At 61.9% G+C, this 24,540-nt stretch carries 17 protein-coding genes; 11 read left to right on the plus strand and 6 right to left on the minus strand.

What is annotated here, in order from left to right:
* The first annotated feature begins 64 nt into the window (after positions 1 to 64).
* Positions 65 to 1,321 carry an MFS transporter gene (locus OSA81_00480; protein ID MDE0897466.1) on the plus strand — a complete coding sequence of 419 codons (1,257 nt, stop codon included), beginning with the start codon at positions 65 to 67 and terminating at the stop codon, positions 1,319 to 1,321.
* A gap of 33 nt (positions 1,322 to 1,354) precedes the next feature.
* Here OSA81_00480 and OSA81_00485 read toward each other — a convergent pair whose 3' ends face one another.
* Positions 1,355 to 1,576, minus strand: coding sequence for a hypothetical protein (locus OSA81_00485; GenBank protein ID MDE0897467.1), 222 nt, complete (start codon positions 1,574 to 1,576; stop codon positions 1,355 to 1,357).
* Between the two features lie 157 nt (positions 1,577 to 1,733).
* Between OSA81_00485 and OSA81_00490 the strand changes: the two genes are divergently transcribed.
* Together OSA81_00490 and OSA81_00495 are read left to right on the plus strand one after the other, a co-directional pair.
* Positions 1,734 to 2,426 carry a nitroreductase family protein gene (locus OSA81_00490; GenBank protein ID MDE0897468.1) on the plus strand — a complete coding sequence of 231 codons (693 nt, stop codon included), beginning with the start codon at positions 1,734 to 1,736 and terminating at the stop codon, positions 2,424 to 2,426.
* Positions 2,427 to 2,444: 18 nt separating this feature from the next.
* Positions 2,445 to 3,893: an aminotransferase class V-fold PLP-dependent enzyme gene (locus tag OSA81_00495; GenBank protein MDE0897469.1), complete on the plus strand. Its 1,449-nt coding sequence runs from the start codon at positions 2,445 to 2,447 to the stop codon at positions 3,891 to 3,893.
* 67 nt (positions 3,894 to 3,960) lie between these two features.
* Here OSA81_00495 and OSA81_00500 read toward each other — a convergent pair whose 3' ends face one another.
* The gene (locus tag OSA81_00500) at positions 3,961 to 6,021 is read right to left on the minus strand and encodes a S9 family peptidase (protein ID MDE0897470.1); all 2,061 of its coding nucleotides are present in this window, start codon (positions 6,019 to 6,021) and stop codon (positions 3,961 to 3,963) included.
* Positions 6,022 to 6,189: 168 nt separating this feature from the next.
* On the opposite strand from OSA81_00500, the gene OSA81_00505 reads away from it, so the two are divergent.
* A complete protein-coding gene (locus OSA81_00505; protein ID MDE0897471.1) occupies positions 6,190 to 7,998 on the plus strand; it encodes a hypothetical protein in 1,809 nt (602 codons plus the stop codon).
* A 213-nt stretch (positions 7,999 to 8,211) separates the two neighbouring features.
* Here OSA81_00505 and OSA81_00510 read toward each other — a convergent pair whose 3' ends face one another.
* From OSA81_00510 to OSA81_00520, 3 genes are read right to left on the minus strand one after another with little or no spacing between them, the layout of a single operon-like run.
* Positions 8,212 to 10,140: an ankyrin repeat domain-containing protein gene (locus OSA81_00510; protein MDE0897472.1), complete on the minus strand. Its 1,929-nt coding sequence runs from the start codon at positions 10,138 to 10,140 to the stop codon at positions 8,212 to 8,214.
* Positions 10,137 to 11,555, minus strand: a complete 1,419-nt coding sequence (locus OSA81_00515) for a DUF1552 domain-containing protein (GenBank protein MDE0897473.1) — start codon at positions 11,553 to 11,555, stop codon at positions 10,137 to 10,139. Before OSA81_00515 ends, OSA81_00510 begins: the two co-directional genes overlap by 4 nt.
* A gap of 33 nt (positions 11,556 to 11,588) precedes the next feature.
* The gene (locus tag OSA81_00520) at positions 11,589 to 14,072 is read right to left on the minus strand and encodes a DUF1592 domain-containing protein (GenBank protein MDE0897474.1); all 2,484 of its coding nucleotides are present in this window, start codon (positions 14,070 to 14,072) and stop codon (positions 11,589 to 11,591) included.
* Positions 14,073 to 14,399: 327 nt separating this feature from the next.
* On the opposite strand from OSA81_00520, the gene OSA81_00525 reads away from it, so the two are divergent.
* The 3 genes from OSA81_00525 (at position 14,400) to OSA81_00535 (ending at position 17,404) form a co-directional block, all read left to right on the plus strand.
* Positions 14,400 to 15,995 (plus strand): SDR family oxidoreductase, encoded by a 1,596-nt coding sequence (locus tag OSA81_00525; GenBank protein ID MDE0897475.1) that lies wholly within the window; start codon positions 14,400 to 14,402, stop codon positions 15,993 to 15,995.
* 112 nt (positions 15,996 to 16,107) lie between these two features.
* On the plus strand, positions 16,108 to 16,734 hold the full coding sequence (locus OSA81_00530) for an OmpA family protein (GenBank protein MDE0897476.1): 627 nt from the start codon (positions 16,108 to 16,110) through the stop codon (positions 16,732 to 16,734).
* A gap of 31 nt (positions 16,735 to 16,765) precedes the next feature.
* Entirely contained in the window at positions 16,766 to 17,404 is a 639-nt protein-coding gene (locus tag OSA81_00535) for a hypothetical protein (GenBank protein ID MDE0897477.1), read from the plus strand.
* Positions 17,405 to 17,409: 5 nt separating this feature from the next.
* Here OSA81_00535 and OSA81_00540 read toward each other — a convergent pair whose 3' ends face one another.
* Positions 17,410 to 18,435, minus strand: a complete 1,026-nt coding sequence (locus OSA81_00540) for a M15 family metallopeptidase (protein MDE0897478.1) — start codon at positions 18,433 to 18,435, stop codon at positions 17,410 to 17,412.
* A gap of 155 nt (positions 18,436 to 18,590) precedes the next feature.
* On the opposite strand from OSA81_00540, the gene OSA81_00545 reads away from it, so the two are divergent.
* From OSA81_00545 to OSA81_00560, 4 genes are all read left to right on the plus strand, one after another.
* Positions 18,591 to 21,857, plus strand: coding sequence for a hypothetical protein (locus tag OSA81_00545; GenBank protein MDE0897479.1), 3,267 nt, complete (start codon positions 18,591 to 18,593; stop codon positions 21,855 to 21,857).
* Positions 21,858 to 21,876: 19 nt separating this feature from the next.
* On the plus strand, positions 21,877 to 23,181 hold the full coding sequence (locus tag OSA81_00550; protein MDE0897480.1) for an NAD(P)-binding protein: 1,305 nt from the start codon (positions 21,877 to 21,879) through the stop codon (positions 23,179 to 23,181).
* A gap of 452 nt (positions 23,182 to 23,633) precedes the next feature.
* Positions 23,634 to 23,858 (plus strand): heparan-alpha-glucosaminide N-acetyltransferase domain-containing protein, encoded by a 225-nt coding sequence (locus OSA81_00555; protein MDE0897481.1) that lies wholly within the window; start codon positions 23,634 to 23,636, stop codon positions 23,856 to 23,858.
* Positions 23,852 to 24,535, plus strand: coding sequence for a DUF305 domain-containing protein (locus OSA81_00560; GenBank protein ID MDE0897482.1), 684 nt, complete (start codon positions 23,852 to 23,854; stop codon positions 24,533 to 24,535). The genes OSA81_00555 and OSA81_00560 overlap by 7 nt, the downstream gene beginning before the upstream one ends.
* The last annotated feature ends 5 nt before the right edge of the window (positions 24,536 to 24,540 follow it).

The raw sequence follows: 24,540 nt of genomic DNA on the forward strand, positions 1-24,540 counted from the left end.
CATCGAATACTCCGCGGTCCACCGCCAGGTGGAGTGCTGCCCGACCAGCCGGAACACCAACCAAATGATCGTCCGCTTTAGCCTGTACTCAATCTTCAAGAACCTGCGCTTTGCGGACCCATTTCTTCTGCTGTATCTGCTGCATCTCGGTTCGTCCTTCACCTCGATCGGACTTCTGCTCGGCTTCGGAGCGATCACCACCGCGGTGCTTGAGGTCCCCTCCGGGCTCCTTGCCGATCAGTGGGGCCGAATCAAGTCCGTGGCAACCTGTTTCCTCGCATATGCGTCGTCGTTCTCGCTGTTTCCATTTGCAACTACAGCCGATGACGGAGAGCGCCTGATCTGGCTGTACGCTGCCATAGCCTGCTTCAGTCTTGGCGAAGCACTTCGAACCGGGGGCCACAAGGCGATCATGCTCGACTGGCTCGACTCGGAGGGTCGGACGGGTGAGGCCACACGCATGATCGGGACGACGCGCGCCTGGTCCAAGGGGACGACGGGAGTCTCCGCCCTGGGGGGTGGACTGATTCTCTTCCTGACCGGTGGCTACGCCTGGCTCTTCTACCTGTCAGCCGTCGCAGCCGTCGGCGGATTCGTGTTGATGCTGACCTACCCTGCGAGTCTCGAGGGCGAGAAAACGAGGGAACGCCGAAGCGCCAAGAAAGCAGTGGAAAGCACCGGATTGCTCGAACGCTTCCGGAAATCAGAGTCGGACCCAGGATTCGGACGACTGTTCGTCGAATCGGTGACGTTCGAGAGCCAGAGCAAGCTGATGCTCAAATACTATCTTCAGCCATGGCTGAAGCTCACACTCGAGGCAGGGGGCCTGGCGATTATCGGCCCGGGAGCCCTCTCTATCGGGGCGTACGAGTTCGTGCGGAACAGCGTTGGGGGTGCAGGTGCGCTGGCTAGCACATGGCTGGAGCGGATAGCAGGTGGGCAGGGGGCGGCCCTCACGCTCGCATACCGAGGAGCGCTCATGATCAGCCTGGTGCTGATCCTTTGCCTCTGGGTCGACTGGCTGGTCATCGGTCTCATCCTGATGCTCGGCCTGACGGTGCTTCAGAACGGTCGGCGCCCGATCTTCGTGAGTGCGTTCAACGAAGTGATGGACAAATCGGCGCGCGCGACGACGCTATCAATCGAAAGTCAGGCGCGGTCGGTGGTCACTGCTGTGCTGCTCCCGATCACGGGCTGGCTCGCAGACCAGTTCGGCTTGATCGCGGTCTGCCTGGCACTGACTGGTGTGCTGCTCTCCGGGCTCGTCATGGGCAGAATGTGTCAGCCGACCCCACAGTCTACTCCGACCGGATCGCCGTAATCGGGTCGACTCTCGTGCCTGCCCTAGCCGGGATCAGCTGGACAAGAGAGCGGTGAGCGTAGCCACACCTCCACCAGCGTCACCGGGTCTGTTGGACAGGAGGCTACGCGGTACCAGGAGCGACGCGAGGGTGTTCCGATTCCCAGGGGAGAATTCGACCACCACGGCCAGTCCGCCTTCGGCGGCCAGATTTCGGTATCCCACATCATCCACGACGCCGATCACCCGGGTGAGGAGACGCTTTCGCGTCTTCATACTCCATGGTCCACGGTGCTGTAGCGGAGCGCCACGATATAGTGTGTCTTCCTCCCGGGACCCAAGCCGCTCGCGGATCCCAGGTGAGGAGGTTAGATAGCCCACCTTACCGTGCGATCCCGCGCTCACGGTCCGTACTCCCGAAGGAAGGTCTTTCGTGTTCACCCAGGAGTCCCTCGAATACAAGCCGATTCCGCTTCCTCATCGACATGACATGTCCGCCGAGGAGATGCGGGATGCTGCACGTAGCTTCTACGCCTTCATGCAGCGCAGGCACACGATTCGCGACTACTCGGACCGGCCGGTCGACCGAGAGGTCATTGAGCAATGCGTCCTGGCCGCCGGGACCGCCCCGAGCGGAGCGAACCATCAGCCGTGGCATTTTGTCGCCATCTCCAACCCTGACCACAAGCACCGCATTCGGCTCGCCGCAGAGGCAGAAGAGGAAGGCTTCTATAGCGGGGGGGGCAGTGAGGAATGGCTCAAGGCGCTTGAGCCTGTGGGCACGAACAAGGAGAAGCCGCACCTCGATGTCGCCCCATGGCTCATCGTGATCTTCGCCCAGCGGTACGGGGTGTTCCCGAACGGCGAGAAATTCAAGAACTACTATGTGCCCGAAAGTGTCGGGATCGCCACAGGCTTCCTGATCAGTGCGCTGCACCACGCCGGCCTCGCGTCGCTCACGCACACGCCCAACCCCATGAAGTTCCTGAACGAACTCTGTGGCCGGCCCGGCTCCGAGAAGCCGGTCATGATCCTCGCTGTGGGGCATCCGGGGGAGACGGCCACGGTGCCTACCGTAGCGAAGATCAAGAAACCGCTCGACGAAATCCTCACGGTACACGACTAGGCACCGCGGATGGCCGATATGCCAGCCAAGCCTCCGGTTGGCTTCGACCTTACTCGAGAGGAATTCGAGCGCATTGGTCGCCATGTTCTCGACGCTATGTGGGAGTCGGTAGAACGAGGTCAGGAAGATCCTATTCTAGCGCAGGCTCCTGGAAGTGAGATCCGGGCACTCTTCGACGAGCCTCTGCCTCGAGCCGGAGTCCCAATCGACGAAGTGGTGAGCGCCTGGACCGAGAAGATTCTTCCACACTGTCGTCACAACGGACATCCACGATTTTTCGGGTACGTAGTCACGTCACCCGATCCGATTGGTATTTTGGCCGACGCGATGGCCTCGGCCATGAACCAGGGCCTCACTGCATGGCGGTCAGCACCCGGGGCAACGGAGGTCGAGCGCCTCGTTCTGCGCTGGCTCGATGAGCTGGTCGGCTTCGCTGGGAGTGGGAGTGGACTTCTAACCAGTGGCGGATCCGCGGCCAACTTTCACGCTCTGGCTTCCGCGGCTCACCGGGCCGACCTGGCCGACGCACCTCGCCACAGGCAGACAATCTACATGAGTCGCGAAGCTCATGTATCGATGCGTAAGGCAGGGCGAGTACTCGGGCTACCGGAGAGTCAGATCCGGCTGATCGACTTCGATGAACACCGACGGATGCGGCCGGACGAACTCCAGAAGCAGATCCGGAAAGATCGAGCACAGGGCCTAGTCCCGGTCGCGGTGTGCGCCTCAGCAGGAACGGCGAACACGGGGGCGATTGACCCTCTCGACACGATCGCTGACGTGTGCGGCTCAGAGGACATCTGGTTCCACGTCGACGGCGCCTACGGTGCTCCGGCCGCAGCGACGTCGCGCTACGAGTGGATGCGATCCGCCTTTGCACGTGCAGACTCTCTGTCGCTGGACCCTCACAAATGGCTCTTCGCGCCCGTCGACGTCGGCTGCCTTCTGGTGCGCGATGCAGACTGGAATCATCAGGCTTTCGCTTGGGAAAGCGAATACACCAAGGTCACCCAGACTGACTCGATCGAACGCTTCGCATTCTTTGATCAGGGCATCGAGATGACGCGCCGATTCCGAGGGCTCAAGGTGTGGTCCATTCTGAAGGCGAGAGGAGCGGATGGCATCACTGCGGCGATCGATCACGACATCGACCTTCGCACCGCTCTCGACGCACGGGTCGAGGCAGAGCCGGACCTCGAGCCACTGGGCTCGGAGCTGAGCATCAGTTGCTTCCGGTTCCGGCCGCCCGATCTATCGGACGCAGAGACAGACGAGTTGAATCGGACGATCCTGGAAACGATCGTCCGCGAGGGGGCAGCCTACATGTCTCCGACGTACCTCGACGGTCGATACTCGCTCCGAGTGTGCATCGTGAACTTCCGGACAACGCCGAAAGACATCGACTTCCTGCTCGATGAGGTCCTACGGCTCGGAAAACACCTTCGGGACAACCTGCTCCCCGCGTAGAGCCGCAACCGGAGACACCCTCCAGGCTCGTCCCGCTGGCACCATGCGCGCGAGCGCGCTCATGAGTTCAGGGACCGCCGGGATCCTCCGTCGTCACCCGCGGCCGGTCTGGTCGCAAATGTTCATCGAACCACTTCATGATGACCTTGGACACTTCCATCTGCAGCTTCGGTTCCTGTGGCCCGTGCGGAGTCCTCGGCAGGACGATCATCTCCGTCGCCACCCCGAGACGACCAAGTGCCCGATAGAATTCCTGTCCCTGGGCGAACGGAACGCGAAGATCATTCTCACCATGGATGACCTGTGTCGGCGTTGTCACGTTGGCGATGCGGTACATGGCCGAATGCCGCTCATATCCCTCGTAGTCCTCCCAGAACTCCACACCGTCCATGTGCGCGACGATGTACTCGCCGATGTCCGTCGTTGTCACCATGCTGACAAGGTTCGGGAGCCCGGCACCCATACTCGCAGCTTTGAATCGATCGGTCCGCGTAACGGCAAACGACGTCATGTATCCGCCATAACTCCATCCCATGAGAAGCAGGGAATCGGGGTGCGCCACGCCCATGTCAATCGCTTCGTCCACCCCGGCCATGAGGTCGTCCATATCGCCATAACCCCAGTCGCGCACGTTGGCGAAGCGGAAGTCGCGGCCGTAACCGGTGCTGCCCCGAGGGTTAGGACGAAGCACCGCGTATCCCTCCTGAGCGAAGTACTGGATGTTGTACGTGGAGGCGCTCCCGGTGAACGACTGAGAGAACACGCCGGATGGACCGCCATGCACGTTGAGGATAAGCGGATAGCTCCGGCTCGGATCGTAGTCCACCGGATAGGTAAGGAGGCCTTCGATGTCGAAGCGCCCATCGGGTGACCTCCAGGTGAGCAACTCGGTGCGGCCGAGCACGGGCATCTCGAGGCCAGCGTGAATGTCCGTGACCTGGCTGGGTTCGAACGCCCCGACGGACGAGACGTGAACATCGGCTGGCGTGTCGACCGTTTGCCAGGAGAACGCCATGGCGTCCGCGCCTGCTGCGAAGGACGCTGCACCCATGACACCGGCCCCGTGAGTAAGTTGGCGCGCACCGCCCCCATCTGCGGGCAACGCGGTGAGGTGCCGAGTCGTGCCGCGGGCCTCCAGCACGAGAACCGACGATCCATCACGGGCCCAGTCGATCAGGCCACCACTGCGGTCATGACTCTCCGCCAATTTTCTCGGCTCTCCACCACCTGCGGCCACGACGTAGACATCGTTGAGCCCTACCCTCTGCGCTTCAACCCCGGACGACATAAAGGCGACCCAGCTTCCGTCCGGGGAGTACCGGGGACTGCTGTCCGTACCACCCATCGTCACGAGGGCTGTTGCCTGAAGGCTTCCGTCCGCCGGAGCCGTCGAGATATCCGACGCACGAGCGCCCTCATCCAGACGTGGATCAGCCTGGTGCCCGAACGCAAACGTCCAGCCATCTGGTGACCAATCGAAACTCGCCACGTGGAACGCCCCTTCCGTGTGGCGGATGGCCTCGGCAAGCTCAGCACCCTCGGGATCGAACGCGACCGAGTAGATGTGATTAAACTTGAAATTCTGATCGACGAAGATCGGATCCCGCTTCTCACGTCGGGCCGTTTTTTCTTCTTCGGTGTCTGGGTCACGCATCAAATAGGCGATTCGGTCCCCAGACGGAGACCACTGGTAGCTGCCTGCACCGGCCTCTGCGCTCGTGACGGGAAACGCCTCTCCGCCGTGGACAGAGATTGCCCAGATCTGGTTTCGCGCACCTTCCTCGTCTCCACCGTTTCGAACCGTGGTGAACGCCAGCCATTCGCCGTTCGGAGAAAACGCCGGATTCCTCGCCGAATTCTCTCCCCGCGTGAACTGCGCGACCCCAGATCCATCGGCGTTCGCAAGCCAGATATGACTCAGATATTCAGACTGCTCACCTTCTATCAAGGGCACGCGCACGACATACGCGATGCGAGATCCATCGGGGGCGATCGCCGTCTGCTGAATCACATCGAACTGCATGCTCTGCTCAGGTGTCCAGCGAAGCTCGTCGGTCTCTTGCGCGGACAAGGGCGAAAGCGTGGCAGAGAGAGCGGCGAGTGCGACAGACGCACAGGATAGACGCATGGGAAATCTCGGCTACAGAGGGTCATTTTTTCTACTGAGAACGTAGGGAACCCAACGGTACTGCGCGACCGCGCCGCTCGAGCATCAACCGGACCGAGCGTGCGATTGCGGGGGTATCGAACCTTATAAAGGTTGTGTTCCATGCCGGTCTCTTCCGCCCACTTGCCGATGCCCAAGCGCCGCCACGAATTCATTCGATCCGCGATGCTCGCGACGGCACTGTCTCTGCTCGCCTGGCCGGCCTATGCAACGGCTCAGGATGAGTCGATCGACCCGGAGAAGGTGCTCGAAGAGCTGCACGACCTCCAAGAGGACTTTGAACGTTTCCGAGAGAGCCGCACTCCCGTCGAGATGGAGCGGAACGGTGGTCTGTGCGACGAAAGGATTGGGCGGATCTGCATCTGGTTCGGCGGAGTGGAAGAGAACTTTCCCGCCGAATTCCGCGAGGTCCGTCAGGCGCGCGTTCAGTTCATTCGCGACCTCTCCGATGGTCTGGCGATGGTGCCTGACCCATGGATCATCGGGCAACTCGTCCACTACCTGGTGGAAGGCCAAAACGTGGACGAAGGCATACGGGTAGCCGAAGTCTGTGGCATCGCCGAAGAGTGGTGGTGCTCGGCACTCGAGGGCTACGCGCTGCACATGCGGACGAAGTACCTCGAATCAGAGGAAGCCTTCCGCGAGGCACTTGCCTCGATGCCCGAGGAGGAACGTCATCGCTGGACGACACCCGAGTACATCTTCACAGAAGATGCCGAAAAGGATTTCAACGCGGGCTCGGCCGAGGAACGGGAGGCACGGTTCGAGCTGCTGTGGCTGCTGTCCGACCCACTGTTCCTTTTCGAAGGGAACGACCGACTGACGGACCACTTTGCCCGTCTGGTGGTGGCAAGAAACCGGTCTGACGCAGTTGATCCGCTCGGACTCGAATGGGACGACGACCTCAAGGAGACGCTGGTTCGATACGGCCGCAACACGGGGTACAGTCGGACGCACAATCCCTCGCGAATGCTGAGCGGTCGCTTCAACGACACCCGGCGGATGCTTGGGCATCACCATCCCATGAGCCGCGGATACCTCTTTCCAGAAGACTTCCTGGAGTCACCGGCCGCCATCCCGCCTGAAAGCTGGATCACAGCGCCGCGTGAGGCCCGCACCTGGTATGCTCCGCCCTACGCTCCCGACCTTCGCGCGCTGGAGACCCAGGTCGGGCGTTTCCGTCGCGATGGACAGATGCTCATTGTCGGGGCGTATCGGCCCACATTCGTCGATATGGGGGGAGAAGGCCGCATCGTCTCGGCTTGGAGTCCGGAGGGGGGAGTAAGCGGCCCGCCCTCCACAGGCATGTTCATGGTTCCGCTGGACGGGCGTGCCCCGCTGTACGCGCGAGGGCGTGAGGCCGAGGGCGTCATGACCATGAACGTCCGTCCCGGTAGCTACGTCAGCGGCCTGGAGGTTGTGAACCTCCAGGACAGACAGGCCTGGCGCGCTCGCCAGGGAGTGGTGCAGCGCCCTCTGGAGCCGGGGCTGGTCGACGTTTCCGACCTCATGATCCTCCGGTCGGGCGTGCCTCTGCCGGAGACGATGGACGAAGCAATTCCAAATGTACGCCCCGGCGTGCGACTGATTCCGGGCGAACGCTTTCCCGTTGTATGGGAAGTCTACGGACTGCGAATCGCCGAGCCGGTTCAGGTGACGATCGGGTTCAGCCAGGGCCGGCCTGAATTCCTCGAACATGTTGGCGACTTTCTCAGCGTGATCGAACCAGAACGCGCCATCGAGATCACGTTCGAAGACACGGGGCCGGATCAGGTCCAGGCGGCATTTCGATCGATCGAGCTGACGCTACCCGACCTGGAGCCGGGTGAATACACACTGCACCTGCAACTCAACCTGTCGGGCAGAACCCCCGTGATCACCAGTCGGCCGATCATCGTAGAGCCTGCTCCCGATGAGGGGCCGCTGGACCGCGACTAGAATGGGCATCAACAAGGAGGCCCGTTCACATGCAGCGTTACCGACTAAGCCTTCGGTCTCGTCGCGGTCGTCTTCGCACTCGAAGTGCGGCTCGAACTTGAATCGGTTGTCGCGCCACAAGACTGAGCGTCTCGGCGAAAGTCCGAAGCCGAACCCTGTCGTGCCCCTTCCCTCGACATCGGTACGATCGCCGCCGACCCGCTAGTTGAGGCCCTAGCAGCTCTGGCAGTTGTCGTTATTCATGGCCCCGAGGCTTTCCAGAAGAGCGATCGTCTCAGGGAAGGGCTGAACGCGCTGCCGAGGGCCGTTCGCCATATCGACCGTGGTCTCGCCACGGCGGCTGATATAAGTCACGTCTGCCCCCTGCGAGACGAGATACTCAATGAGCTCGTTGTCGCCACGCGCGGCAGCGTGGTGCACCGGCGAGTAACCGTTGTGGTCACGGGCGTTCACGTCGGCTCCGTGCTCTTCAAACAGATACTGAACGGCAGGCAGCCAGCTGTCCGGTGCGTGTGCGTGGGAATTGGCCGCGAAGCCCTCACCGTACCCGACGCCCGATGCAGCGTGGATCGGATACACGGCCGGTCCACCGGTCGGCACCGGTTCGAGATCAGAACTGTCCTCACCGCCACCGCGCCTGAAGCGTCGCGAGGGGACCTTTCGAGTAGGTAGCGTTGCATCCGCTCCCCACGCGACCAGCAACCTCATGGCCTCGAGGTCGGTGGCGTACGCCGCTCGCCAGAACGCAGTCGCGCCCGAGAAGCCCACTCCGAGCTGATCGAAATTGAACGACGTATACCAGATATGACGCTCAGTCTGGTGATTGATATCCGCCCCGGCCTCCATGAGTGCTATCATGAGGTCGAGATAATCCGTTTCCTGCTGCTGGAACGCCGAGGGCTGCGGATAGGCGGCCTTTGGGCCCCAGCGGCGGTTGAGCACCGTGAACAGCGCCGCAGAGCCATCCTCAGCGACTCTGTTCGGGTCTGCACCCGCCGCGAGAAAATCCATCGCGAGATCGAAGTTCCCGTTGATCGTCGCCATGAGGAGCGGTGTCGTAGCATCACCTGCGGTAGGCTGATCCAGTTCTGCTCCGTATCCCAGCAGAAGATCGGCCGCCTCGACACGCCCGTCTCTCGACGCGAAATGGAGCGCCGTGAAGCCACCCTCCATGCCAACCAGGTCGTTATAACCGAGTGCGCGCTCGGCCGGAACCGGGACGACTGGCGGTATCCCTGGCTCACCCTCGGCCTCGGTCGAATCCGGAGCCGACTGGGTTGCTTCATCAGGCGACGTTTCGGGCTCAGCCTCATCCTCGGGGGCCCCTTCGCCGGCAGCTTCTTCTGCCGAGGCTTCCCCCTCGGCGGAAGATTCCGCAGGCTCCGCTTCCTCGGCCGCAGACTCCTCAGCCGGCCGGGCCACCTCCTCTTCTTCTTCCAGCGGTCCCGCGCGAAGGCGCGACGGATCGACAGCCTCTTCCACCTCGGCGTCAGGGACCCCGGCCTGCTCGGCGTTCCGGCGAGCGGTCACGAGTTCCTGCCGAGCACGTCGAGCCGGTCGGTCCCCGGAAGAGATGGCGACGTAGTCCACCACGGCACTGGTCAGCGAGACATCAGCACTCGCTTCGAGCAGAGCCTTCATCGTCTCGAGTCGATTGAAAGCTGTGGCCCACATCAGTGGCGTCTGCGCATCCGCGGTGGTAGGCGCGTCGACCTCGGCACCGTACTGGACGAGTGCCTCAACGGCACCAGGCCTGCCCGCCGCGGCCGCGAAATGGAGAGCGGTCACACCCGTGGCGGTCACGGCGCCAGCATTGGCCTTCCCCTCGAGCAATCGTTCGATGGCCCCAGCCTGGCCAGCGCGGCTCGCAAGATGGAGAGCCGTATAGCCACCCAGTCTGGTGGTGGACTCAGGGTTGGCACCGGCGTAAAGCAGGACTCCGACAATGTCCGGCCGACCATTCATCGCCGCCCAATGGAGGGCGCTCATGCCATCGCCCTGGGCAGCATTTACGTCGGCCCCGTTTCTCAGGAGCTGCCGCACTACGTCCGCGTCCCCTCGCTGCGCCGCGTCGGCAACAGGTGCTTCCGCGTTGGCACCCAGCATAAAAAGTGCGAAGAGAAGTGCCGGCATCTTCATCATCGGAGGCCGGCCTCCGATGACGCCGGAGGTGCCGTGAATGAGAAGGGCTCCGTGCTGTTTCCGAAGCTGTCCACATCGTTCATCCCCAGCATGTGCATCGTGCTGAGCAGGACGTTGGCCATTGGGGTCCCGTCCGGCGCCATGAGGTGCATGCCACCCTTGGCCAGCCTTCCATTCGCACCACCCGCCAAGAAGAGCGGGCAACGCTTGTGGTTGTGAAGATTCGGGTCGCCCATCGGGGAGCCACACACGATCAACGTCTTGTCGAGCAGGTGCGTGTCCCCTTCGACCATCCCCTCGAGCTTCTCGAGGAAGTATGGGAGGAGGCTCATGTGGTAGGCGTTGATCTTGTTGAACTCGAGCACCCGCTCCTCGTTGCCGCCGTGATGCGAAGCTGCGTGGAAGCCGGACGTCACGCCGGACTCGGGGAATACGCGACCCGAGACGTCACGGCTCATCTTGAACGTGATGACGCGTGTCATGTCCGACGCGAACGCCATCGCCTGCAGGTCGAACATCAGCCGGACGTGGTCTCCGTAATCGTCCGGCACACCTGCGGGGGCTTGGGCCAGCTCTCGCTCTTCGCCACTCATGTTGCGGGCTTCGATCGTTTGAATACGCCGCTCGATCTCTCGAATGTTCGTGACGTAGCGATCCATCCTCTGTCGATCGCTCGTCCCCAGAGTGCGATTGAGCGATGCCAGGTCTCGCTGCACCCAATCGAGGATGCTGCTCTCGGTCCGGCGACGCTGGGCGCGCTCCTCAGCTGTCGCACCCCGTCCGAACAGCTGATCGAAGGCGACACGGGGGTCCCGGATCATCGGAAGCGGCTCGGACTCGCCGGCCCAGCTCACGGTGTCGGTGTAGACACAGGCGTATCCGTACGCACAGCCGCCCGCCTGATCGACGTTCTCGATACACAGCTGAAGAGAAGGAATCGGGGTGTCCTGCCCGAAGCGCTGTGCATACACCTGGTCGAGCGACGTGGCGACCCGGACGTCCGAGCCTTCCGTCTGCTTGGGATGGGCCTGGGTAAGAAATACGGCACTGGATCGGAAGTGGTCGCCCCCGATCTCGCGGGGAAGTTCTGCCTCGGCCCCGACGACATCCGTGTTGCTCACGATCGTCAGGTATTCTCGGTACGTGTCGAGCGGATAGAGGGCACTCGGTGTGAGATCGAAATTTCGACCGACATCAGCGGGCGACCAGAGATTCTGCGTCATGCCCCACTCGTTGCACCCGGCCGCCCCATGGACCATCTCGATCCCGACGAACCGTGTCGCATCGACTTCGGCAGCCTTTGCCGCCGTCATTCGCCCGACAGGCATCATCGCATCGAGGAACGGAAGCGCTACACTCGCACCCATCCCGCGTAGGAACGTGCGGCGTTCGATGTACTTCTTTGTCAAAAACATCGTTTCGATCTCTTGTTTCGGATCTGCGCTGATCTAGTTCTCGTTACTGCCTTGATGCTCGGCCCAGTCTTCTTGTTGTTCGACACCGTCATCGGCCACCGGTGCGGCACGGCTCATCCGGAAGGCCGGGCTCTGTACGACACCCAGGATGTAGTGAGATATCCGATCTCCATTGTCGGCCGCCTCCCGCTCCATCGCCCGAATCGTGGGCATGTCGTAGTACTCCACCCGTCGACCCAGCGCGTACGCCATCAGGTTCTTGGCGAGCGTCCTCCTGAACACGGTCGGCCGTTTCAGAATCGTGTTTCGCAGCCCTGCCGGCCCGTCGATCGGGGTGCCGTCGTACAACTCACCACTCGGATCGATGGGGTTCATGTTCTCCTTGATCCGCCAGGCGCCCGTCACGTCAAAGTTGTCGAGGGCCAGTCCAATTGGGTCGATGACCCGATGGCATGAGGTGCACGCCGGGTTGGCCCGATGGCTTTCCATCCGTTCGCGCGTCGACAACTGGCGCGAGCCCTCGGTAGCAGCCGTCTCATCGAGCGTCGGCACTGCGGGCGGCGGCGGTGGTGGTGGGCTGCCCAGCAACACCTCCATCACCCATTTGCCCCGCATGACCGGCGAAGTCCGGTTTCCATGCGACGTCATCATCAGAATGCTTCCATGTCCAAGCAGCCCACGACGGTTCTCGTCGACTAGGTCGACCCGCTGGAACGCGGGCCCGGTCACCCCGGGAATGCCGTAGTGCTCCGCGAGCTGTTCGTTGACGAAGGTGTAGTCCGCAGTGAGGAGCTCAAGCACGCTCCGATCTTCCTGAACGATGGTGTGGAAGAGCAATTCGGTTTCACGATCCATCGCCGACTTCAGCTGGTAGTTGAAGTACGGATAGAGCTGTGCGTCCGGATTGATCTTCTCGAGATCCTGAAGTCGGAGCCACTGAGACGCAAAGCGTGTGGCCAGAGACTCCGCGCGAGGATCAGTGAGCATCCGGCGGGTCTGGCGCTCGAGTTCGTCGTCGTCAGCCAAGTCACCGTTTCGCGCGAGCCGAAGCAGCTCTTCGTCAGGTGGTGTCGCCCACAGAAAGAACGACAGGCGCGAAGCCAGGTCGGCATCGGCAAGATCATAGACCTCACCAGGCTCAACGCGATCCGGGGCCTGCTCCAGCCGGAAGATGAATCGAGGGCTGGCAAGGATGGCCCAGATCGCGTTCCGAATCCCGATCTCGAAGCCACCCTGCTCTCGTCCTTCTGCAAAGAAGAACATCAGCTCCGGAATTTCCGGACCGTCTAACGGACGGCGAAACGCCTGCTCCGCGATGCTCGAGATGATCTCTTCGGCACACGGCTCTTCTTCGTCTGCCGAGGTGGGTCGGCAGCTGAAGACCCTCTGCCTGGCCGGCGTGTCGGAGACACCCGTTACGGTGAACGGGCCGCTGATCGACAAGTCTCTGAGGTGCGGGACCGTCGTGACTCCGTACCCCACGCCCATGTTCGGATCGGCCAGTGTGAAATCCAGCGGGGTAATCAGGTCCGTGACCGGGCCTTCACGCACCTGCAGGAACGCAGCCGAGATGTGCTGAGGGCCAGCTCGAAGGTGGATCGCCGGAGTCTCGACGCGCAGGCCTGTGGCATCCCCTTCCGACATGAATCGATCGATCTCGAGCACAGCCACGCGCTCGCCATTGACCGCTATCTCCATCTCCTCGATTCCTGCCGTCATCCCGAAGAGCTGTCCGTCGGGGCTGCCGTGAAGGTCGAGCTCAAAGATGTACTCACCGTCAGCCGGGAAGTTATGCGTCACCGAGATTCCGCCACGCGTGCCCATCGGCGTGCCTTCTACGTGCCCCACCTGGGAGACCGTCTTTGGAATCTTGTAGACCGTGGTAGCGGGTGAGGCAGCGGCATCGCCGACGGCATCACGGCTGACCTGAGCAGCGGCACGCATATAGCTCTCAAGCAAAGTCGCGGAGAGAATTTGCGTGTCGGCAATGTTGTCGAAATTGTCGCTCAGCGTCTCGGTCGGGAGATAGGCAGAAGCGTCAATATCCAGGGCAAAAAGATCCCTGATCGAGGCTTCATACTCCGCCCGATTGAGTCGCTGGAACGTGCGGCGGCCCGGATTGGGGTCACGGCGGGCGAGCTCGTCCAGTCGGTCTTCGAGACTGGCGGCAAGCAGCGCCAAGCTGTCCTCCGGAGGACGACGCACACCTGCCGGAGGCATCATCCCGGCACGGAGCTTATGGATGATCTTTTCGGCGACCTCCGCGTCACCTTGGGGCGATCCGACATCGAACCCCTCGAGCGACAAATCTCCGCGGAGTCGCCGTTCATTGTGACACCGAACGCAATACTCCTCGATGACCTCGTTCAGGGTCTCATCGAGCGCACCCTCGTGGAGGACCGAGCTGGCAATTTCGCGCACCGGATCACGTGCCTCGACCCGGCGTTCCCCTGCGTGGTTCGCCAAGCCGACTAACAGCACTGCGACCGCCAACATTCCCGTATGAAAAACGTTCATTCCGTCCTCAAGTCACTCCATGGCCCGATCACGAGAAACGGCGCCGCTCAGCCCGAAGCCCGTGAACACCTCTTGCCTTTCGAAAATGTGACGTGAGTGGGATTCCCACCAGACTCTCGAGGTCGGCCTCAGTCGCTCTCTGTCCGTGCACTTCTTCCGCAAGTTCGTAAGCGGAAGCTCGTCAGTGGTGATCCGCACCAGCTGGCTGAGCCACTCCCGATCTTCCAATACAGCACCCTGCGTGCGAACCGACGGGTGGGCGGGACTCCCTCCCGTCGCACCCTAGCGCTCCCTTGGCCGATTTTCGCAGTGATCTAGCTTCCTCGCATGAGCGAATCCGCGACAGACAACGAAGCTGAGGGAATGAGCGTCTCTGATACCCGGTCCGCCACGAACCTCGCCGATGCGATCCGTGCGGCGGCAGACGTGCTGGAGCGGCTCGTCGATGATCGATCACTGCTGGCCTCCGTGGACAAGGCTGACCAGCAGCGGTTGCTCCACGCAGCCGGAAAAGTCTGGACTCCGGACGAAACTCGCCGGCGCCAGCTCACCCGAGCCCTCGCGAAACAGAGGAAGGCCGAGGCGACAAAGAAGGGCGAGGAGCTGCTCGAACAGACCGGCATACGCACGCTACGGCGGCGCCCGACGTTTACCACGCCAAATATTTACCCGCCTCTACCGGCAGGCGCACCGCTCGCCGCCGTCGAAGGGAATACGGACCATCGGGCGCCTCAACGACAGCATTGCTACGTGTGCAAGAACCACTACACGGAGTTGCATCATTTCTATGACCAGATGTGTCCACCGTGTGCGGAACTGAACTACCGGAAGCGTGGTGAGCTTGCCGATCTGTCTGGCAGAACAGCCCTGCTCACGGGCGGCCGAGTCAAAATTGGATATCAAGCCGGAATCAAACTGCTCCGGTCGGGGGCTGACCTCATTGTCACGACGCGCTTTCCCAGAGACGCCGCGGCACGCTATGCGGCGGAAGAGGACTATTCGGAGTGGGGAGATCGACTTCAGATTTACGGCCTCGACCTTCGACACACGCCGAGCGTTGAAACCTTCTGTTCAGAGCTACTGAACACGCGAGACCGGCTCGACATCATCATCAGTAATGCCTGCCAGACGGTACGACGCCCACCCGAGTTCTATGCACACATGATGGAGAACGAGGCTGCGGCGCTCGACGCGCTGCCATCCGGGGTGCAGGGCCTGCTGGGATCCTATGAAGGGCTCCGGGGCCACGACATGCTGCCCGACGGCAAGCGACCTTCGATCGACACACACGACCCGGACCTTCTCAATATCCCGGGAATCACACACGCGGCAGAGCTCTCTCAGATCCCTCTACTCGCGGAAGAGCGGGAGGCTCAGGATGCGCTGTTTCCAGTGGGAGAGCTCGACCAAGACCTCCAACAAATTGACCTCCGCGAAACGAACTCTTGGCGGATGCTCATGGCCGATGTCCCGACCGTGGAGCTTCTCGAGGTCCAGCTCGTCAACGCGGTAGCACCGTTCGTGCTGAATGCACGACTCAAGCCGCTCATGCTGAGGAACAACAACCGAGACAAGCACATTGTGAATGTCTCCGCGGTCGAGGGGCAGTTCTATCGGAACGCGAAGACGACGCGGCATCCACACACGAACATGGCCAAAGCGGCACTGAACATGATGACGCGGACGGCAGCTACCGACTACTACAACGACGGCATCCATATGAATGCGGTAGACACCGGCTGGGTAACGGATGAAGACCCTGAGGCCATCGCCGCGAGGAAGACCGAGATGCATCGATTCCACCCACCGCTCGACATCGTCGACGGCGCGGCGCGCATCGTGGATCCGATCATCAGCGGTATGAATACCGGCGAGCACATATGGGGGCAGTTCCTGAAGGACTACGTACCCGCCGACTGGTAGCCGCGGGGACTTCCCGGCGGGCAGGCTACCGCGAGTATTCACAAAGATCGCATCACGATGGGGGGACAGGATAAAGAGTCTGGAAATGGGTCGATGCGGGTCGGTCGTGCTGATGTTGGCGCTGGTGCTGACGCTGAGCAGTTGCGCGACGAACCTTCGGACAGGGGCCGTCGGAGGTGCAGCGGCCGGAGCCGTGATCGGCGGAACCGCCAGCGGGAGCGCACGCGATGCCATCATCGGCGCAGTGATCGGCGGAGCGGCGGGTGCAGTGATCGGTGGCGTAATGGACGCTCAGGCCGAGGACCTTCAAGACAAGTTGCCAAACGCGAGGGTCGAAAGAATCGGCGAAGGCATCGGCGTAACCTTCGATTCCGGAATTCTTTTTGACGTAGGTCAGTCGACCCTTCGGACCGCCGCACCGCAGAATCTTCGAGAGCTGGCAGAGTCCCTGGAGGACTATGAGGGCACAAGCGTCCTTGTATTCGGCCACACCGATTCCACCGGGGACGTGGAGCTCAACCAGTCGCTCTCGGAGCGGCGAGCGGACGCGGCACGCACCTTCCTTCTGGGTGCCGGCCTGGATAATGACCGAGTTTCCGCGGTGGGTCGAGGCGAACAGGATCCAGTCGACACGAATGAGACAGAGGCTGGTCGCCAGGCCAACCGTCGGGTCTTGATCGCGATCTACGCCAGTGAAGACATGCAGGCTGAAATGATGAGGCGTCACGGCGGGCTCTGAGTCGCAGGCGCACCGACCCGAGCCGGGATCGGTGAGCCTGCGACTAACCTCCTGGCCCTTTTGGGGGCAGATATTTCGCTTGCAGGTCGGGCTCTTCCTGTACGGCTTCGCCCTAGCGTTGATGCTCGAGGCGCAGATCGGACTCGACCCCTGGTCTGCGCTCCACCAGGCCCTGAGCAGCCGCTCGGGACTCAGCTTCGGCCGGATCTCTCAGGGTATTGGCCTGCTGTTGATCGTATTCAGTCGACTCGTGCTCGGCGTGCGACCCGGCCTGGCAACGATCTGCAACATGCTGACGGTGGGGCCCTGGATCGACCTGATGCGCGAAGTCTCGTGGTTTCCTACGGCCCCGACCTACGCCCTCGGAATCGTGCAGTTCGTCGGTGGGATTCTCGTGCTGGGGCTCGCAACTGCCGTCTACATCGGAGCCCGGCTCGGGGCAGGCCCGCGAGACGGCCTCGTCATGGGGCTCTCGCGGAAGATCGACCGGAGCCTACGAATGACGAGGAACTCCGTTGAGATCACCGTGCTGATCGTGGCCGCGCTGCTGGGGGGCTCAATTGGACTGGGGACAGTCCTGTTCGCCGGACTGATCGGCCCGACCATGCAGGTCGGTCTAAAGATTTTCTCGGTCTCCCATGATCCTTCTCCCGACCGATCGCCCGCCTGACGTCACTACATGCCGAGATCTTCGAAGCGATCGTTCCCAATGCGGTAGCTACGCCAGTCTTGGTAGTCAAAGTGCCACCACTCAATCTCATACACCGCGAAGTCCTGCGCCTCCATCGCCTGTCTGAGTAGCTCTCGATGCCATCGCTGGCGGGTCGTACCGCCCGGGTAATCAGGGAAGGAGCGCGGTGACATCTCATCGTATCCACCGGCCATCTCGATCGGCAGGCCCGTAGCCAGATCGTACAGCGTGAGATCCACCGCACATCCCCGGTTGTGCCGCGACCCGCTCTCCGGATTGGCGACAAAGATCTTGAGGTCCTCCGGCGTCGCGTCCCAGAACATTTTCGTCACATACCACGGTCGGTATCCGTCGTGGATCAGCAACCCATAACCCCGCTCGCCGAGCCAGTCATGAGCTCGCTCGAGCGCCTCCGCAGCTGGACGTTGGAGGAACGCTCGCGGTTCTGAGTAGAAGACCTCACCCATGAAGTTGTTCGTCGAGGCGTAGCGCACGTCGAGGGAGATCGTGGGATCCAGGGAAACAAGCTCGACCAGATCAGAGTCTCGGAACGCTCCGTCTTCGACGGGCGGACTCGCTGCGAGTGCCTCCGCCCTTAGCTCCTCCGGATTGCGCACAGGGGTGATCTGGAAAGTGCCCCCGTCCTCGGCACCCAGAGAGATCCGCTGAAACACACGATCCCCGAGGCTGATGCTCTCGGTGCGGCCCTGCTCCGACGTCTGGACGGTCACCACCGCCGAGCCAGGCGTTCCGAAGGTTCCGTCTGTCCTCGACTCCAGAAGAACCGCAGCCCCTTTCCAAGGGAGAAGGACGAGGCCCCCATCGTTCTCCAGAATCGACATTGTGTCGGATCCCTCCAGATACTCGCCGATGAGGTGACGGAGGGCCTCGGAGACCGCGGGCGGCGAAACCTCATCGCCACGCGGCGGCTCAACATCGGCACACCCGTTCAGCATGCCCCCGCTGATTGCCACAATGACGAACGGAATCGATCGGGTTCTCACTCGCATGTCGGCCCTGCTCCATAATGTTCTCGGAAAGCGGGGCTAAAGCTTACCCCGCAGCGGCGAAGACAGAAAGCTCTCGACCCCAGGCACGTCTTGCCCTTCGCCGGGCCGGTCCGCCATTTGAGGCCCCGCTCAACGTCCCGATCTGGAAATGCCTCATGCGGTCATCCGACTCTGTAACGCGACGCACCATCACAATGGGCCTCAGTCTAGGACTCGGCCTCGGTCTCGCCCTCGCGGCATCTGCCGACCTGACGGCCCCACTCTCGGCTCAGAACGTTGGCTCGGAGCAACTGACGGCCCTGCAGTTCCGCCATATCGGACCGACAGGAAACCGGATCACATCAGTCGCCGGAGTAATCGGCGACCGATTCACCTACTACGCCGGCGCGGCTTCCGGTGGTCTCTGGAAGACCGACGACGCCGGCCTGAACTGGCGCCCGATGTTCGATGACTATCCCGTCCACGCCATCGGCGAGATCGAAGTCGCTAGTTCCGACCCGAACATCGTATGGCTGGGCACCGGCGAGCCGTTCCTTCGTTCGAACGTTTCGATCGGGAATGGCGTCTGGAAGTCGACTGATGCGGGCGAGACATGGACGCATATGGGGCTCGATGCCACCGGGCGTATCAGCCGGATCATCGTGCACCCAACCAACCCCGACATTGTCTACGCAGCGTCTGTCGGGCACGGGTACGCACCCCAGCAGGAACGAGGCATCTATCGGACCATGGATGGAGGGCTGACGTGGGAGCACATCCTGTTCGTCGATCAAGAGACGGGAGCGAGTGACCTGGTCATGGATCCCAACAACCCCCGGATTCTTCTCGCCGGGACATGGCAGATCGCGCTGCGGACGTGGACCCGCACCTCCGGTGGGCCCGGTAGCGGTATCCATATGTCTCGTGACGGTGGCTCTACGTGGACAAGGCTCGAGGGACACGGGCTCCCCACGCGCGAGGTCGGCAAGATCGCGCTGTGCATGAGCGCGGATGATTCAGATCGTATCTATGCACTGATCGAAACGGGTGATGGTGTGCCGTGGGCAGAGGGCGATACCGACGGCGGCGAGCTGTGGCGGTCCGACGACGGCGGCACCAACTGGCAGCTCACCAGCCACAATCGGGAGCTCGCCGGGCGAACCGCTTATTACACGCGGTGCGAGGTCGCTCCGGACAACGCGAACGAGGCCTACTTCATCGCGGCCGCGTACAGCACGTCGCTGGACGGAGGGCTGACCTCAACCGCGGCTGGCTTCCTCGAGGGTCCGAACTGGGACCACCACGACATGTGGATCGACCCGGCCAACCCCGACCGACAGGCCGTCAGCGGCGACGGTGGGATATCGATCTCGGAGAACCGAGGGGCGACCTGGTTCCGAGTCCAGCTTCCCGTCGCTCAGATGTACCACGTGACCGTGGACAACGCGGTTCCGTACAATGTGATGGGCAATCGTCAGGACGGTCCGTCGGCAAGGGGTCCATCGAACGCTCGAATGGGTGGCATGTTCGGTCCCGGAATCATCCCTCGCAGTGCGTGGATCACGGTCGGTGGCGGTGAGAGCGGATTCGCGACGCCCGATCCGACGGATCCGAACATCGTCTGGTCCAGCGCTTCGGGTGCGGGAGCAGGAGGAGGGATCGTCGTCCGCTGGGACGCCAAGACTCAGCAATACCGGGAGGTGGAGGTCTGGCCCGAAACTGCGATTGGTCATCCGGCAGACAGCGTGAAGTACCGCTTTCAGTGGACGTTCCCACTCCTCATCTCACCGCATGACAACAACACCATTTATGTGACCAGCCAGCACGTCCATCGCACGCAGAACGGCGGACAGAGCTGGGAACTGATCAGCCCGGATCTCTCAACGAACGACCGTAGCAAGATGGGCATCAGTGGCGGGCTCACACCGGACAACATCGGAGTCGAGTACTGCTGCGTGATCTACGCCTTCGATGAGTCACCGCTCGAAGCGGGCGTGCTTTGGGCGGGCACGAACGATGGACTCGTTCAGGTGAGCCGGAACGGGGGTGATTCGTGGACCGACGTGACCGGCAACATTCCGAACCTTCCTGTGGATGGGGTCGTGAGAAGCATCGACGCTTCGCGCTACGAGGCCGGGAAGGCATACATCGCAATCGAACACCATCAGGTCGGCGACTTCGCGGCGCGCGCATACAAGACAGACGACTACGGCGACAGCTGGACTCAGATCACCTCAGGCGTCGACGACGGGGTTCTGAGTTACACGCGCAGTATCCACGAGGACCCGGTGCGACCGGGACTGCTCTACCTGGGCACGGAAGCCTCGGTGTACTTCTCGCTCGACGACGGGGACAGCTGGCGTTCGTTGCATACCAACATGCCCCACTCACCGATGTACGGGCTCGTCGTACAAGAACACTTCAACGACCTCGTGATCGGCACGTACGGTCGCGGCTATTGGATCCTCGATGACGTGACACCACTTCAGCAGATGACGACCGAAATCGAGGCAAGCGCTGCTCACCTCTTCCGCCCACGCGCAGCGTATCGCTTCCGGCCCATTTCCGGGCAGTACGCGATGTTCGACGATCAGACCGACGGAGTGGATCCACCTTACGGTGCCTCCATCAACTACTGGATGGGAACAGACGGCGAGGGTGACGCCGAGATCGATATCTCTAACGCGGCCGGCGAAGTAGTCCGTACGCTCTCTAGCGTGGCCAGTCCCGGGGTAAATCGGGTCTGGTGGGATCTCAATGGCGAGCCGTCGGTGCTCCCTCGACTCCGAACGAAGCCGCTGTTCGCGCAAGACATCCAGCTCGGTGAAGATCGCGAGCGTCCCTTCCCTGGTGGCGGGCCAGCAGGAGCCGGTGGGCCGCCCATTCTCCAGGCGCCGGGTACCTACACCGTCACTCTACGGGTGAATGGCGAGACGTTCACCGAGTCAATGGAGGTCAGGAAGGATCCGAACTCGGAGGGCACGCTGGCGGACATTCAGTTTCAGATCGCGATGCTGGAGGATCTTCATGCGGACGCGGACAGCGCGTCAGCGATGATTTCAAGGATCGAATCCGTACGGCGTCAGGTTCTCGACGCCCGCGACATCCTCACCGAACAGGGTGGGCAGGATGAAATCATCGCGGCCGCGACCGCGCTCGATCAGACTCTTATTGAAGTGGAAGAGGGCCTCTTCCAGATGCGGGCGACTGGCACGGGACAGGACGGCGTCCGCTACCCCTCACGCCTGATGGAGCGACTGGGATATCTGTTCAACACCACCTCGATCGGCGATTTCCCCCCGACGGACCAACAGGGTGAGGTTCACGTCATCCTCAAGGAACGCCTCGCTTTGATAGCGATAGCGCTTGATGCCGTCCTCGATGACGACCTGGAGGAGTTCAATCGCCTGCTCCAGTCTCTCGGTATGCAGATCGTGAGTTGATCACCTGACCACAGACAAAATGACCCGCACCGACGACGCCGATGTACTTGTCGTCGGTGCGGGCATCTCTGGCCTCACCGCATCCCGTGAGCTCCTGAAGCTCGGGCTGACCGTCGTGCTGCTCGAAGCGAGAGCACGGGTGGGGGGACGGCTGGCGTCGCTCGACACTGGAGCCCGAAGGTCAGGCGACCAGCCGACGCGTGGCGTCGAACGCGGTGTGGATGGACACAGCGCCTCCATCTCATGTCATTTTTCCGATCGTGCCCGACGCCACCTAACACCTGAACCCGACCACTCGATGAAAATCACTTCGTCACGACACCTGTCGACCCTAGTGCTTTCGGTTGCCCTCTTCGCATGCGGTGGCGCCGATGGCGAGCAGTCTGAAGCGAGCTCAGGAGTCGCTTCAGCCGATACGATTTCACTCCGCTACCTCGGAGCTGCTGGATGGGAAATGGCGGCTGCAGATGGAGAAGGAACTCGCGGTCCGGTCGTGCTCGTCGATCCGTATCTCACGCGCGCCAAGTATGGTGCCAGTTCGAGCTGGGATCCCGATGACCCACGGCCGACGTTCACGCGGACCGACACGCTGTTCAGCGACACGGAACTGATCGACGCTGAGATCCCCCGGGCCGACTACATCCTCGTCCAGCACTCGCATCCCGATCACGTGATGGACGTGCCGTACCTCGCGCACAAAACAGGTGCCGTGGTGATCGGGCACGAATCGACGATCAACATCATGCGAGCCTACGGCGTTCCTGACGGCCAGCTGATCACAGTCCGAGGTGGGGAGGACTACGACTTCGGCGATGTGTCCATTCGTGTTATTCCGAGCCTGCACAGCCCACTTGGTGACAAGCGCTACTACCAGTCAGCGTCGGTCGAGGATGGCGTCACCCGACCTCTGCGGATCAACCAGCTCGTTGAGGGAGGTTCTCTCATGTACCTCGTTCGAATCGCTGGCCACGAGGTCATGACGATGGGCTCGATGAACTTCGTCGAGAGAGAAATCGAAGGGATCCGGCCCGACATCGCCCTAGTCGGGGCTGCCCCATCTCATCTCGAAATCACCCGCTACACACCGCGGCTGCTCGAAGCGACCGGCTTCCCGGCCGTGGTGATGCCCACCCACGCCGACAATTTCCAGGCGCCGTACGGCTCCTCAATCGCTTACCGCACAGAATGGATCGAGTCATTCGCAGCAGAAGTGAGGGCGGCGGACCCTCAGGCTCAGTTAATCCTGCCGCGCCACCTAGAACCTATACGGCTCTCCATCTCGGGTCGATTTTCCGATCCAGGTCCCTACCGGGAGAGGCGCTGAATCGCCTGGCCGGAGCGTAGCACAGCCCCGGAGTCCATCGTCCTCGCCCGCAACGTCGGCGAAAAAGTAGCGACAGCACCAGCGGCCAGGAGTGCCCCAGACGCAATGAGCAGGTTCACGGAGTCGGTCGGGTCGACGCCGAACAGAATCCTGCCCGAGTGGTCACTGGTCCGCGTGCCGTAACGTCTGTGCGCACCACAAAGCGTACCGCAGATAGCAGCGGACTGGGATTTCGCCAAGCGGCACCGGGGGCATAGCTTCTGTCTCTAATCGACAGGAACAGTTTGTAACTTCTCTTGATTAACCAGAGCTAGAGGGATTGCTACCCTCGTCAGCCTTCACGCCCAAGATCGATCTTCTATGCACCAATCAAGATCGTGATCAAGGCGATGCAGGAAGTCGAAGAGGAACCTGGGGCGTCGAGACGGACCGGACTGCCGAAAAGGATTTGAATGGTAGACGATCAGACGCGGGTTATCGGGGTTGATGTAGCGCGCGCCGCTGCAGTGTTCGGCATGGTGGTGGTCAACTTCAAGACCGTCATGGTTGTCGAATCTGCTGGGCCCGACTGGCTGGTGTGGATGACAGGGCTACTCGACGGACGGGCCGCCGCAACGTTCGTTGTGCTGGCAGGCGTAGGCATCTCCCTCCACCATATCGATTCCCACCGATGCTAAGTAATCGGAAACACCTGGTCGTCGCGATACTGCTCAGCCCGCTGGGAGCAGGGGCCTGCGCTAGTAGCGGCGGAACGCCGGAGCCATCGAGTTCGGCCGCGCCGGACTCCACCCTCGCTCGCCTGGAAGCTCTCTACCACGCCCGGGCAGACAGTGCGTTGATGGAGGTCAACGAGGCGGATGTGGCGTTCATGACCGGAATGATCCACCACCATTCTCAAGCGTTGGTGATGTCCGCGCTCGCTCCGACCAATGGGGCAAGTGAAGCTGTGCTGCGACTGACCTCCCGGATCACCAATGCGCAGACCGACGAGATCAGCGTGATGCGACGCTGGCTCACCGACCGTGGGCGCCCCGCCCCAGAAATCGGCCAGGGTAGCCTCATGATGATCACGGGTGCCGACCACAGTATGTACATGCCGGGAATGCTCTCGCAGCAGCAGCTTGGCGATCTGGCGGTCGCTCAGGGCACGGAGTACGACCGTCTTTTTCTCACCTACATGATCCAGCACCACAACGGCGCAGTCGAGATGGTCCACGATCTTTTCGCCAGCGATGGCGCCGCCCAGGACGAGTTCGTCTTCAAGCTCGCCTCTGACATTCAGGTCGATCAAACGACGGAGGTGGCCCGCATGCAGCAGATGCTGGACGCCATCCGCAACGATCCCAACAGCTGACCACA

The organism is Longimicrobiales bacterium, from assembly GCA_028823235.1.
Taxonomy (GTDB): domain Bacteria; phylum Gemmatimonadota; class Gemmatimonadetes; order Longimicrobiales; family Gaopeijiaceae; genus UBA2589.

What these genes read in the sequence shown, in the direction of transcription:
- OSA81_00480 (MDE0897466.1), top strand. Translation starts at nt 65, where the DNA reads ATGATCGTCCGCTTTAGCCTGTACTCAATCTTCAAGAACCTGCGCTTT.
- OSA81_00485 (MDE0897467.1), bottom strand. Translation starts at nt 1,576, where the DNA reads ATGAAGACGCGAAAGCGTCTCCTCACCCGGGTGATCGGCGTCGTGGAT.
- OSA81_00495 (MDE0897469.1), top strand. Translation starts at nt 2,445, where the DNA reads ATGCCAGCCAAGCCTCCGGTTGGCTTCGACCTTACTCGAGAGGAATTC.
- OSA81_00500 (MDE0897470.1), bottom strand. Translation starts at nt 6,021, where the DNA reads ATGCGTCTATCCTGTGCGTCTGTCGCACTCGCCGCTCTCTCTGCCACG.
- OSA81_00505 (MDE0897471.1), top strand. Translation starts at nt 6,190, where the DNA reads ATGCCCAAGCGCCGCCACGAATTCATTCGATCCGCGATGCTCGCGACG.
- OSA81_00510 (MDE0897472.1), bottom strand. Translation starts at nt 10,140, where the DNA reads ATGATGAAGATGCCGGCACTTCTCTTCGCACTTTTTATGCTGGGTGCC.
- OSA81_00515 (MDE0897473.1), bottom strand. Translation starts at nt 11,555, where the DNA reads ATGTTTTTGACAAAGAAGTACATCGAACGCCGCACGTTCCTACGCGGG.
- OSA81_00520 (MDE0897474.1), bottom strand. Translation starts at nt 14,072, where the DNA reads ATGAACGTTTTTCATACGGGAATGTTGGCGGTCGCAGTGCTGTTAGTC.
- OSA81_00525 (MDE0897475.1), top strand. Translation starts at nt 14,400, where the DNA reads ATGAGCGAATCCGCGACAGACAACGAAGCTGAGGGAATGAGCGTCTCT.
- OSA81_00530 (MDE0897476.1), top strand. Translation starts at nt 16,108, where the DNA reads ATGTTGGCGCTGGTGCTGACGCTGAGCAGTTGCGCGACGAACCTTCGG.
- OSA81_00540 (MDE0897478.1), bottom strand. Translation starts at nt 18,435, where the DNA reads ATGCGAGTGAGAACCCGATCGATTCCGTTCGTCATTGTGGCAATCAGC.
- OSA81_00545 (MDE0897479.1), top strand. Translation starts at nt 18,591, where the DNA reads ATGCGGTCATCCGACTCTGTAACGCGACGCACCATCACAATGGGCCTC.
- OSA81_00550 (MDE0897480.1), top strand. Translation starts at nt 21,877, where the DNA reads ATGACCCGCACCGACGACGCCGATGTACTTGTCGTCGGTGCGGGCATC.
- OSA81_00555 (MDE0897481.1), top strand. Translation starts at nt 23,634, where the DNA reads ATGGTAGACGATCAGACGCGGGTTATCGGGGTTGATGTAGCGCGCGCC.
- OSA81_00560 (MDE0897482.1), top strand. Translation starts at nt 23,852, where the DNA reads ATGCTAAGTAATCGGAAACACCTGGTCGTCGCGATACTGCTCAGCCCG.